Consider the following 12,059-nt stretch of genomic DNA (forward strand, 5'->3'; position numbering starts at 1 on the left):
CTTCAGGAGGTGAATGCCTTGTCCTATGACCTTCCCCGTCTGATACCAGATAAAGATTTCAAAGTCCCATCCGCCTGTGGAGTCTCCGGGATAATGAACACCTCTGGAAAGAGATTCAGTGGAAACATGATCGTGGAAAGCATGGCGCTCATGAGAGAAAGAGGAAACGGGCTTGGGGCTGGATACGCTGCGTATGGAATATATCCGGAGTTGAAAGATCTTTACTGTTTCCACATGCTCTACGACAGCGATCTCGATAAGAAAAATGCCGAAGAATACATAAAAGATCACTACGAAATCATCGAAAGTGAACCCATCCCCACCAGGAAAAATCCCCACATCAAGGAAGTCCACATCCTCTGGCGATACTTTTTGAAGCCAAAATTCATTCCTGAAGACATGAGCGAAGAGGACTTTGTCGTCAGCACTGTCATGTTCATAAACGAAAAAATTAACGGAGCCTTCGTCATGTCCAGTGGAAAGAACATGGGTGTTTTCAAAGGAGTGGGATTCCCGGAAGACATCGCTGATTTCTACAGAATAGACGAGTACAAGGGTTACATCTGGACCGCGCACAACAGGTTCCCCACGAACACCGTCGGATGGTGGGGAGGAGCACATCCGTTCGGTATTCTCGACTGGACGGTCGTTCACAACGGAGAAATATCTTCCTACGGTATAAACAGAAGGTTTTTGGAAGCGTACGGCTACAAATGTACACTCATGACGGACACTGAAGTGGTGGCGTACCTGGTGGATCTCTTCATGAGACGGTTCGGCTACAGTCCTCAGCTCACGGCAAAGATCCTCGCAGCGCCTCTCTGGAAAGATATAGACCTCATGCCAGAAGAGGAAAGAAAACTCTACACCGCTTTGAGAATGAACTACGGAGGAGCACTTTTGAACGGACCGTTTGCCATTATCGTTGCGAACAACAACATGATGATGGGGCTGAACGACAGAATAAAGCTCAGACCACTCGTCGCCGCTACAAAAGACGACTTTCTATACATCGCTTCCGAGGAGTCCGCTATAAGAGTTGTTTGTCCGGAACCTGATGAGGTCTGGGCTCCAAAAGCCGGTGATCCCGTCGTTGGAGTGCTGAAATCCGCCAGGAAAACTCAGGTGGTACTGTAGGGAGAAAATGGCTAAGAGAAAAGTACCCCCCGAATTTGTTGTGGAACGCGATGATTATAAATGTATAAGGTGTCTCGCCTGTGTGAGGGTTTGTTCCTACGGTGCGAATTTCTACGATGAAAACGCCAACAGAGTGTACACAGAAAACACCAAGTGTGTTGGATGTCACTTCTGTGAGGCTATCTGTCCAACAGAGGCCATCACGGTTCGAAAGAACGATTTCGACATCAGACCTCTTGCCCACTGGACTCCAGAGCATCTCATAGGCATCATGAAGCAGGCAGAAACCGGAGGAGTTCTTCTCACCAGCATGGGCAACGACCGACCTTATTTCAGCTATTTCGACCGCATAGTGCTCAACGCGAGTCAGGTGACGAATCCTTCGATAGACCCCCTCAGAGAACCCATGGAAATCAGAACGTACATCGGAAGAAAAGAAGAAAAACTGGAAATTGAAGAAGACGAGGATGGAACAGTGAAACTCAAAACAGAGATCGCTCCTCAGCTCAAACTGGAAGTTCCAGTCATGTTCACCGCCATGTCCTACGGTTCGATCAGTTTGAACGCAATCCTTTCACTCGCAAGAGCTGCAAGGACCGTGGGAACCTTCTTCAACACAGGTGAAGGAGGACTCCCGAAAGAACTGAGAGAGTTCAAGGACAACATGATCGTTCAGGTTGCATCCGGACGCTTCGGTGTGAGTGCAGATTATCTGAACGCTGGATCTGCGGTTGAGATAAAGATAGGGCAGGGTGCAAAGCCGGGTATCGGTGGACACCTTCCGGGAGAAAAGGTCACCGAGCCCATATCGGAAACCAGAATGATTCCCGTTGGAACCGATGCTCTCTCTCCCGCACCGCACCACGACATCTACTCCATAGAAGACCTGAGACAGCTCATCTACGCCATAAAGGAAGCCACAAGATACGAAAAACCAGTTGGTGTCAAGATCGCTGCAGTCCACAACGTGGCTCCAATCGCTGCCGGTGCAGTCAGAGCCGGTGCGGACTACATAGTGATAGACGGTATAAGGGGTGGTACAGGAGCCGCTCCCAAGATAACAAGAGATCACGTCGGAATTCCCATAGAATTCGCTGTAGCCGTTGTTGATCAGAGGCTCAGAGAGGAAGGCATAAGGCACATGGCCTCTATCGTGGTTGCGGGTGGAATCAGAAACAGTGCCGATGTGATCAAAGCGATCGCACTCGGAGCGGACGCGGTTTACATAGGAACGGCCGCTCTCATTTCACTCGGCTGTCATCTCTGTCAGACGTGTTACCTTGGAAAGTGTAACTGGGGAATCGCCACCCAGGATCCAAAACTCACAAAGAGACTGAATCCAGAGATAGGCGCAAGAAGAGCCGCGAACCTTCTGAGAGCCTGGGCTCATGAGATAAAAGAAATCCTCGGTGGAATGGGTATCAACGCCATAGAGTCACTGAGAGGCAACAGGGAAGTCCTCAGGGGTGTGGGACTCCACGAATACGAGTTGAAACTCCTTGGTATTAAACCCGCAGGAGAGGCGTGGTGATAGCGGTGAGAAGAATACTTATCAGGGAAGAGTACTGCATGGGATGTAAGCTGTGTGAGATAAACTGCGTCGCTGCACAGGTGGGAACGGGAAACCTCATAAAGGTGTACAGATACGTCCCGGAACTTCCCGAACCAAACGTGATAGTGGAAGAGCACGATTACGTCACTTTCGCACTTCAGTGCAGAAACTGTGATGATCCATCCTGTCTGAAGGCCTGTATGACGGGCGCGATGCACAGAGATCCAAAAACAGGAGCCATCAGAGTGAATCAAGAAAAGTGTGTAGGATGCTGGATGTGTGTGATGGCCTGTCCCTTCGGTGTGATAAGAAGGAACACGAAAGAAAAGAAAGTTGCCTCAAAGTGTGATCTCTGTGCCGATAGAGGAACTCCTGGCTGTGTCGAAGGCTGTCCAAACGAAGCGCTCGTTCTGGTTGAGGTGAGAGAATGAGGTACGTGATAGTTGGATCCGGACCAGCCGGTTTGAACGCGATAGAAGCGATCAGAGAAGTTGACAAAGAAGGAGAAATCCTTCTGATCACGGCAGAGAAATACGTGGGATACTCAAGACCTTTGATCACCTACTTGCTTGGAAGAAAGGTCACAGAGGAGAAGATGTATTACAGAACGGAAGACTATCTGAGAGAAATGAGGGTCGATATAAAACCCGCTACAAGAGTCGAAAAGGTGATACCAGAGGAGAAAACAGTAGTAACAGACAGCGGAGAAGAAATTCGCTACGACAAACTCCTGATTGCCACCGGTGGAAAGCCGTTTGTTCCAAACATAGAAGGACTCACTGGAAAGAAAGGTGTGTTCACATTCACCACGTGGGAAGACGAAGAGAAGGTAGAAAAGTACATAGAAGAAAACGATGTGAAAGAAGCCGTGGTGCTCGGTGGAGGTCTGATCGGTCTTAAAACAACGGAAGCGCTGATGGAACTTGGAGTAAAGGTCACCATTGTTGAACTGGCAGATAGGATACTCTCCGTTACCTTCGACAGAAAGGCATCTGAGATCATCACCGAAGCTTTGAAAAAAGAAGGATGCAGTGTTATAACGAACGACACAGTGGTGAAAGTGAACGGTGATGACACGGTTTCCTCCGTTGTTCTAAAAAGCGGAAAGGAGATCCCAACAAAGCTTCTCGTCATCGCTATTGGAGTAAAGCCGAATGTGGAATTTCTCAAAGACTCCGGGATAGAGATAAACCGTGGTATTGTGGTGAACGAAAAGATGGAAACAAACGTGGAAGGTGTTTACGCTGCGGGAGACTGCACTGAATTCTACGATCTGATAGATGGTCAGAGAAAAACGATCGCCATCTGGCCTGTGGCTGTTGCGCAGGGAAGAGTGGCTGGCTACAACATGGCTGGGAGAAACGTGAGGTATCCCGGCGGTATCCCGATGAACTCCGTTGAACTCGCCGGTATTCCAACCATATCGGTCGGGCACTCGAACGTGGAAGACGATGGGTATGAAATCCTCACCTTCGAAGAAGGAAACACCTACAAAAAAATGGTGTTGAAGGACAACAGACTCATAGGTGCCATCCTTGTGAACGACATAGACAGGGCCGGAATCTACACAGGCCTCATCCTTCAAAAACTCGACGTGTCTTCTTTCAAAGACAGACTACTCGACGAGAACTTCGGCCTCGTTTACCTTCCAAAAGAGTTCAGAAAGAAGATGCTGGAGGGGGAAATCAAGATATGGTTAGAATAGACGCGAAAGGCCTCCACTACAAAAAACTGAACGACTTGATCTGGGAAGCGATAGAAAACGGAGAAGAAGAAATAGTTCTGGACAACGTTTGCGGTCAGAGATACATCGGAGCCGGAATCAGAAAGAAAGTAAAAATAGAAATAAACGGCGTTCCGGGGAACGATCTTGGTGTTTTCATGGACGGTCCTGAAATCATCGTGAACGGAAACGCACAAGACGGTGTAGGAAACACCATGAACGCAGGAAAAATCGTGGTTCACGGGCACGCGGGCGACATCATAGGATACGCCATGAGGGGTGGACACATCTACATAAAAAGAAATGCTGGATATCGAGTGGGAATACACATGAAGGCCTACAAAGAAAATTACCCCGTTGTCGTCATAGGAGGCTTTGCGAGAGACTTCCTCGGAGAATACATGGCAGGAGGACTTCTCATAGTGCTGGGACTGGAAAAAGATGAAGATGGAAACATCGCAGGAAACTACGTTGGAACAGGAATGCACGGTGGGGAGATCTTTCTCAGAGGAACCGTAGAAGAGCACAAACTCGGAAAAGAAGTGAAAATCTTCCAGCCCACCGAAGAGGATATCAACAGGATCAAGCCTTATGTTGAAGAGTTCTGCAGACTCTTTGACTACGACTCAGAGGAGATTCTGAACGGAGAATTCATCATCCTCAAACCCTACACACACAGACCGTACGGAAGATTGTATGCGTATTAAAAAAGAGCTCCCGGGATTCCGGGAGCTTATTTCACAATATAAGGAAGGTATTTGTCAACAACCGCCCGAGCCGCGCCGAGCATCCAGTTCGCATTGGCCACCTGAAATTGCACTTCTCCCACAAAATCGCGATTGAATCGAGCTCTAACCATCTCTTCCAAGATCTTGATCATTTCTTCGTTGACCACACCCTCTCCCGCGAAGAACACCCGAGAAACACCCGAACCCATGATAACGTTCCCCAAGACCACAGAAAAGGTTTTGAATGCCTTTTCGTAGTGCACTTTCACAGAATCAAAATCCTTTCTGGCTTTTTCTCTCAATTCTTCGATTGTCTGCCTGTACTTTTCTTCTTCGCTTGTGATGAAATCTTCGAAATCAATCTCTTTTCCAAGGCAAGACTTCAAAACAGCGTACTCTGAAGAATGATACTCCAGACAACCTGTCTGTCCACAGTAGCACTTTCCTTCTGAAGAAGCCAGCATGTGTCCCATTTCTAAGTGATGAATCCTCTTATCTTTCCAGAGACTCGCACCTATGCCGATGCCGTAGCTCACCAGAAGAAAGTCTGCGTTCACTCTCTGGGAAATTTCCCGGCAGAGAGCATCCGAATCGTTCATGACGAGGATCCTTTCAAGATCTTTCAGGACTTTCCTTGGATCCCAGTCTTTCACGTTCATCACATGGGAAACGATCACTTTTCCTTCTTTCACGATTCCAGAAGAGCAAATACCCACTCCGAGAAGATTTTCACTGTGAAGTTGTTCGATGGTTTCTCTGAGAGCACGAGTATAACCGTCGTTGTTTCTCATACCGGACAGAATCTGCACTCTGTGTTCTTTCAAAGGATTCATGCTTGCGTCAAAGAGTACACCCCGTACCTCTTCGCGACCCACCTTCACCCCGATCGCGGTGAATTTCTCTGGATTGACTTTCAAAATCTGATATGGTCTTCCTCTCCTCTTCCTGATCTCTTCAAAGACGAGGAAACCTTCATCGAGCAACTCGTCGATTATGTAGCTCAGAGTGCTGTGTGCGAGGTTCAAATTGCTGGCAAGCTGGTTTCTGGTAGTTTTTCCATTTCTCAGTATGTACCTCAAAATCTTTATCTTGTTCTCTCTTCGAAGAAGCGGTGAAGGCACTCTCTCACCTCAACAGATCTAAGAAGAGTTTCAGATAGTTCTTCAGATGCACCGTGATAATGAAATTCTCCACCACAGTTTGCCTTCCTTTTTCTCCCATTTTTCTTCTGAGTTCTTCATCCTTTATGAGTTTTACCACGTATCCTGCAAGGTCCTCTCTTTCCCATGCCAAATAACCATTTTCTCCATGTTTCACCTGTATCTTAACACCACCAACTGGCCTTGCTACGACCGGAACTCTCTTGTAAAGTGCTTCACTTATGACGAGACCGAAGCCTTCTCTTGTTGCCGTGTGCAGAGCGACAGTCGTGGCCCTCTGAATAGCGTTCACTTCCTTGTTTCCAACACCTTTCAGGTTCGTGCAGAATTTTATATCTTCGTCCGTTCCGGCGTATCTGAGGACCTTTTCAAAGAAGAACCATCCCTCCGGATCGTCCGTTGCCATGGCGGAAACTACGGCAAGCTGAACCTCCGGGATCTCTTTCTTCACCAGTCTATAGACGTCGATGGCACTGAAAAGATCTTTCCATGGATCAAATCGAGACACAACAGTTATCAGAGGCCTTTCCGGGTCTATTTCGAGTCTTTCGAGAGTTTTTCTTATTGTGTCTTCATCAAGATCTCGATTCTTTTCACTCAGGGGATCTATACTCGGTGGGAAAGCTATGCTCCTTTCTTTCCATCCCTGCGGGAAATACTCCTCGAGATGGAAAACAAGTCTGTCGTATCCCTCCAAATACTGGGAAAATCTCTGCCAGACCTTCATGTTTGGAGTGGATAGATCTATATGACATCTCCAGATCCACTTTCTGTCGTTCAAATCCACGAATTTTCTCAGAGCTGCTGGTTGGGGATCGTGGATCACGAATAACTCTTCGTCCTGGATCAGTTCTGCGTTTTTTCTGCAGACCTCTTCGTAAAGGTTCCACTCTTCCTCTGAAATCTCTATATCAGCACCTTGAAGCGTGTTGTGAAACTTTTTTGTGACGTTGAAAAACTCATCGGGTGCCTCTATGACCCTCCACCTGGCGTCCAGACCAACCGATCTCATAAGCGGAACGAGATTGTGGAGGATTTCGGCAACTCCTCCACCGTAGGCAGTCGCATTGACGTGAAGAACCTTTTTTCCTTTAAGAGGTTCTGCAAGTTTTTTTATCTCGTCCACCTCGTTTCCGATTATGGTGCGGTACTCCTCTATGTTTCGCTCTCTCAACACAACATCCACGGTGATCCCTCCCGAATTTATTCGTAACTTGAATTAATACACAATTAATCATACCACAGGATGGAAATGTTTCAAGAGGTTTTTTCGAGTTAGCGAAAATAAAGGTAGTTTTGAACAATATTGTTTTATGCATACAAACCAGGTTAGTTCCAATCATTCACAAAGTAGGTGATGTGTGTACTTGGCATTGGAAGGTCGATACGGAGTATGCAATTACCGGTAACGAAAAATTTCATGCGGGTTTGTGGTACCGGAAGCTATGCGTTAAAAAGGGAATAATGGATGATATGAAGAGACAATATGAAGAGAATTTGTGGTAATCGATGACGTGTAAGCGCTTTGAATTCGAGAAGTTAATAGTTAACTTCTAACACATTGAGGAATGCCTTCTTTCATCTATTTGTGAAACATGGAACTAATCGATTTTTACCAGAAACACCCCAAAATGCCCTGACGTAGGTTGATATAATTTATCTTCTGTTTTTTGCTTGTGTTCTTTTCTTGTTTGACTATGCAATTATTCCATTTTTCCAAACAGTACTTGAAGGTGCTCTCTTGTGTGTTAGAATGGTTTATGGAAAGGGAGGATATGGAAGATAAAAAAACATCTTGCTTTCAGATTGTGTTTGTGGTATAATTTCTCTTGAACTCAACGGGTTTCAATAGTTCCTTAGAGGTATGGAAACTTTCTTATATGATGTATGACCAGTCCAACTTGTTTTCATGTTTCAATAGTTCCTTAGAGGTATGGAAACCCGATATTGAAAAAGAGCTCGAATAATGGAAAAATGGTTTCAATAGTTCCTTAGAGGTATGGAAACTATATTTTGCCGTGTCAGGATATCCGATGTATGATTGTTTCAATAGTTCCTTAGAGGTATGGAAACAGCACTTCCTTTTCTCCCTCAAGTTCCTTGAGTTTGTTTCAATAGTTCCTTAGAGGTATGGAAACAAACTGGGGGAGGGTGCTACAGATGAAGACAATCAGTTTCAATAGTTCCTTAGAGGTATGGAAACGAAGTAGAGATAAATCTATATCCGCTAAAGAAATCGCGTTTCAATAGTTCCTTAGAGGTATGGAAACTGGTAAATTCGGACAACAAAATGAATATCGGGAAATGTTTCAATACTTCCTTAGAGGTATGGAAACGTTTCTGTGAATGTTACATAAATGTATTGCGTTTCGCTGTTTCAATACTTCCTTAGAGGTATGGAAACCAATTTATTGTGCCCTTTAGTTGTCCTCTCCACTCTGTTTCAATACTTCCTTAGAGGTATGGAAACACAACAGCGAAGTCGTCGTCGACCGTCATCACTATGTTTCAATACTTCCTTAGAGGTATGGAAACCATTTTTGAAGTATTCCTCATCATCAGAGTTTTCGGTTTCAATACTTCCTTAGAGGTATGGAAACGCGACCTCAAAAAGCAGGGTCTGGTAGAACCTTCGGTTTCAATACTTCCTTAGAGGTATGGAAACACAGGACCAGGCCCTGTGTAACCACCTTCCTGTTTGCGTTTCAATACTTCCTTAGAGGTATGGAAACAACCGGCGGGCGACATGGATAAAAATGAACGGAAACGTTTCAATACTTCCTTAGAGGTATGGAAACGAGATCCAACAAAATATCTACCACTTGCTTGGGACCGTTTCAATACTTCCTTAGAGGTATGGAACCACCCGATTCCGTGAGATATGAGAGAACCATTTCACGAAGCAGGGGAAAACCCTGCTTTTTGTTTTTTGTTAAAATTCTTGGGGAATTCTATCTTCGAGGAGGAATGGAGATGAGATTTTTTGTTCTCGGTGCAGGGAGCTGGGGGACAGTTTTTGCACAGATACTGCATGAAAACGGAGAAGAAGTGGTTCTCTGGGCAAGAAGGAAAGAGATCGTCGATCTCATAAATGTTTCACACACGAGCCCTTATGTGGAGGAATCGAAGATCACCGTAAGAGCCACAAACGATCTTGAAGAAATCAAAAAAGAAGACATTCTCGTTATAGCGATTCCCGTTCAATACATAAGAGAACATCTTCTGAGACTACCTGTGAAGCCTTCCATGGTGCTGAATCTTTCAAAGGGAATAGAGATCAAAACAGGTAAAAGAGTGTCTGAGATCGTTGAAGAGATACTGGGTTGTCCTTACGCTGTCCTCTCCGGCCCTTCACATGCCGAAGAGGTCGCAAAAAAACTTCCAACTGCCGTCACACTCGCTGGAGAAAATTCGAAAGAACTTCAAAAGAGGATCTCCACCGAGTACTTCAGGGTGTACACTTGCGAAGATGTGGTGGGTGTGGAAATCGCTGGAGCATTGAAAAATGTCATCGCTATCGCCGCGGGGATCCTGGATGGATTCGGTGGTTGGGACAACGCAAAAGCAGCACTCGAAACTCGCGGTATATACGAAATAGCAAGATTTGGAATGTTTTTTGGAGCGGATCAGAAGACCTTCATGGGTCTTGCAGGAATAGGCGATCTCATGGTCACCTGCAACAGTCGTTACAGCAGAAATAGACGCTTCGGAGAATTGATAGCGCGGGGATTCAACCCGCTGAAACTCCTTGAAAGCTCAAACCAGGTTGTAGAAGGTGCCTTCACTGTGAAAGCTGTGATGAAGATAGCCAAAGAAAACAAAATAGATATGCCCATCTCCGAAGAGGTTTACCGAGTCGTTTACGAAGGGAAACCACCTCTTCAGTCGATGAGAGATCTCATGAGAAGAAGCCTGAAAGACGAATTCTGGGCGAGCTGATTATTAGACACCGTAATTTCTCTACCTTTGCAGTTGAAATTTAATCCGAAAAGTAGTAGAATTGTGAATGGAAGATCGTGAAAAATTTCTCTTTTGGAGGGGAAAACATGAGGTACGATGTTGTAGTTGTTGGAGGTGGACCAGCCGGTCTTGTGGCGGCATTCACCACAAAAAGATTCTTTGGAGACAAAAAAATTCTCGTTGTCAAGAAGACCGAGAAAGAAATGGTACCCTGTGGAATACCGTACATCTTTCACACTCTCGGCAGTGTGGAAAACGACTACATGGGAATTGAAGACCGCTTCAAAGGTGCAGGCATAGATCTTCTGATAGACGAAGTTGTCGATGGAAACCCAGATGAAAAGAAGCTTTTCACGAAGAGCGGAAAAGAGATTTCTTACGACAAGCTCATCATCGCAACTGGATCTTCACCGAACACACCGAAGATCCCAGGTGTGGATCTAAAAGGCGTGTTCACCGTTCCAAAAGAGGCCGACTATCTCAAACTACTGCACGAGAAAGTGAAGGATGCCAACGATGTGGTCATCATCGGGGGCGGTTTCATAGGTGTTGAAGTGGCTGACGAGATCAAAAAGTCCGGGAAGAACGTCACCCTCGTGGAAATAATGGACAGCCTCCTTCCCGTGTCGTTCGACCCGGATTTTGGAGAACTCGCGAGAAAGGAACTCGAATCGGACAACGTCAAAGTCCTCACAGGAAGAAAAGTAACAGAGATCCTCGGAACGGAAAAAGTGGAGGGAGTAAAGCTGGACAGCGGAGAAACGATCCCGGCCGATGTGGTCGTGCTCGCAACGGGTTACAAACCGAATTCTGAACTCGCCAGAAAACTCGGACTCAAGGTGACAGAACTCGGCTTCATAGAAACGGATGAGTACATGAGAACTTCAAAACCTGATATCTTCGCTGCAGGCGACTGCGTACAGCACAAAGACTTCCTCACTGGAAAGCCTTCCAGACTTATGCTTGCCTCCGCTGCTGTTTTTGATGCCAGAATTGCAGCGTCCAACCTGTACGGTCTGAAGGTGATCAGAACGAACAAGGGTTCTCTGAACGCGTACTCGACCGTCATAGGAAGCAAGGCCTTCGGCTCTGTGGGAATAACGGAGAGAATAGCGAAGGAAGAAGGATTCGAAGTTGTCGTTGGAAAGGCAGAGGCACCAGACAGACATCCTGGAAAGTTCGAAGATACCTCAAAACTCGTGGTGAAACTCATCTTCTCGGAAGACAGCAAGATCCTGCTCGGTGCGCAGGTGTGCGGTGGAAAGAGCGTCGGTGAGATAGTGAACCTAATAAGCCTCGGCATACAGAAAGGCATCACAGCCAACGATCTGTTCACCATGCAGATCGGGACACACCCGCTTCTCACATCCGCTCCAACGGTGTATCCATTGGCGAAAGCGGCTGAAATGGTATTATAAATTTCTCATATGGAGGTGTTGCTCATGGCAGCGAAAGAAAAACTGGAACAGATTCAGAAGCAGCTTCAGGAAATCATCGGAAAGGCACCTGAGATCGGAAAGTTCGCAGAATACGTTCACATGGCTGAAAGCACAAAAGCACTCGACACAAAAACGAAGGAACTCATATCTCTTGGAATAGCTGTGGCAGTGAGATGTGAACCGTGTATCGTCTGGCATACGGGAGCCGCAGTGAAAGCGGGAGCGACAGAAGAAGAGATCCTCGACACAATCAAAGTGGCAGTCTGTATGGGCGGTGGTCCTGCACTCATGTATGGTTTGAAGGCATACGAAATCGCCCTCGAATTCCTCGGAAAATGAAATAACCCCTCCCTTTGGGAG

10 protein-coding genes and 1 CRISPR repeat array are annotated in these 12,059 nt (G+C 46.3%); of the genes, 8 read left to right on the forward strand and 2 right to left on the reverse strand.

All coding sequences use genetic code 11. The features are described 5' to 3' along the window. Positions 1 to 18 precede the first annotated feature (18 nt). The 5 genes from TRQ2_RS02745 to TRQ2_RS02765 are packed head-to-tail and all read left to right on the forward strand — an operon-like array spanning position 19 to position 5,119. Positions 19 to 1,137 carry a glutamine amidotransferase family protein gene (locus TRQ2_RS02745; RefSeq protein WP_012310605.1) on the forward strand — a complete coding sequence of 373 codons (1,119 nt, stop codon included), beginning with the start codon at positions 19 to 21 and terminating at the stop codon, positions 1,135 to 1,137. A gap of 7 nt (positions 1,138 to 1,144) precedes the next feature. Beyond that, positions 1,145 to 2,668: a glutamate synthase-related protein gene (locus TRQ2_RS02750; protein ID WP_004083229.1), complete on the forward strand. Its 1,524-nt coding sequence runs from the start codon at positions 1,145 to 1,147 to the stop codon at positions 2,666 to 2,668. A 5-nt stretch (positions 2,669 to 2,673) separates the two neighbouring features. Next, entirely contained in the window at positions 2,674 to 3,120 is a 447-nt protein-coding gene (locus TRQ2_RS02755) for a 4Fe-4S dicluster domain-containing protein (protein WP_024103735.1), read from the forward strand. Further along, positions 3,117 to 4,394, forward strand: coding sequence for an NAD(P)/FAD-dependent oxidoreductase (locus TRQ2_RS02760; RefSeq protein WP_011943153.1), 1,278 nt, complete (start codon positions 3,117 to 3,119; stop codon positions 4,392 to 4,394). Before TRQ2_RS02755 ends, TRQ2_RS02760 begins: the two co-directional genes overlap by 4 nt. Continuing rightward, the gene (locus tag TRQ2_RS02765) at positions 4,382 to 5,119 is read left to right on the forward strand and encodes a hypothetical protein (RefSeq protein ID WP_008191950.1); all 738 of its coding nucleotides are present in this window, start codon (positions 4,382 to 4,384) and stop codon (positions 5,117 to 5,119) included. The genes TRQ2_RS02760 and TRQ2_RS02765 overlap by 13 nt, the downstream gene beginning before the upstream one ends. A gap of 26 nt (positions 5,120 to 5,145) precedes the next feature. Here the strand turns inward: TRQ2_RS02765 and TRQ2_RS02770 are convergent, their stop codons facing one another. Both TRQ2_RS02770 and TRQ2_RS02775 read right to left on the reverse strand, forming a co-directional pair. After that, positions 5,146 to 6,261 (reverse strand): ROK family transcriptional regulator, encoded by a 1,116-nt coding sequence (locus TRQ2_RS02770; RefSeq protein WP_012310606.1) that lies wholly within the window; start codon positions 6,259 to 6,261, stop codon positions 5,146 to 5,148. Between the two features lie 4 nt (positions 6,262 to 6,265). Next, positions 6,266 to 7,486, reverse strand: a complete 1,221-nt coding sequence (locus TRQ2_RS02775; protein ID WP_012310607.1) for a glycosyltransferase — start codon at positions 7,484 to 7,486, stop codon at positions 6,266 to 6,268. A gap of 656 nt (positions 7,487 to 8,142) precedes the next feature. Next, positions 8,143 to 9,164: a CRISPR direct-repeat array (repeat unit 30 nt; unit sequence GTTTCAATACTTCCTTAGAGGTATGGAAAC). A 109-nt stretch (positions 9,165 to 9,273) separates the two neighbouring features. Here TRQ2_RS02775 and TRQ2_RS02785 point away from each other — a divergent pair. The 3 genes from TRQ2_RS02785 (at position 9,274) to TRQ2_RS02795 (ending at position 12,038) form a co-directional block, all read left to right on the forward strand. Then, the gene (locus TRQ2_RS02785; protein WP_012310608.1) at positions 9,274 to 10,239 is read left to right on the forward strand and encodes an NAD(P)H-dependent glycerol-3-phosphate dehydrogenase; all 966 of its coding nucleotides are present in this window, start codon (positions 9,274 to 9,276) and stop codon (positions 10,237 to 10,239) included. Between the two features lie 107 nt (positions 10,240 to 10,346). Then, positions 10,347 to 11,678, forward strand: coding sequence for an FAD-dependent oxidoreductase (locus TRQ2_RS02790; RefSeq protein WP_012310609.1), 1,332 nt, complete (start codon positions 10,347 to 10,349; stop codon positions 11,676 to 11,678). 24 nt (positions 11,679 to 11,702) lie between these two features. After that, complete coding sequence (locus TRQ2_RS02795) at positions 11,703 to 12,038, forward strand: carboxymuconolactone decarboxylase family protein (RefSeq protein ID WP_012310610.1); 336 nt, start codon at positions 11,703 to 11,705, stop codon at positions 12,036 to 12,038. Positions 12,039 to 12,059 lie beyond the last annotated feature (21 nt).

It is taken from the genome of Thermotoga sp. RQ2 (assembly GCF_000019625.1).
Classification (GTDB): domain Bacteria; phylum Thermotogota; class Thermotogae; order Thermotogales; family Thermotogaceae; genus Thermotoga; species Thermotoga maritima.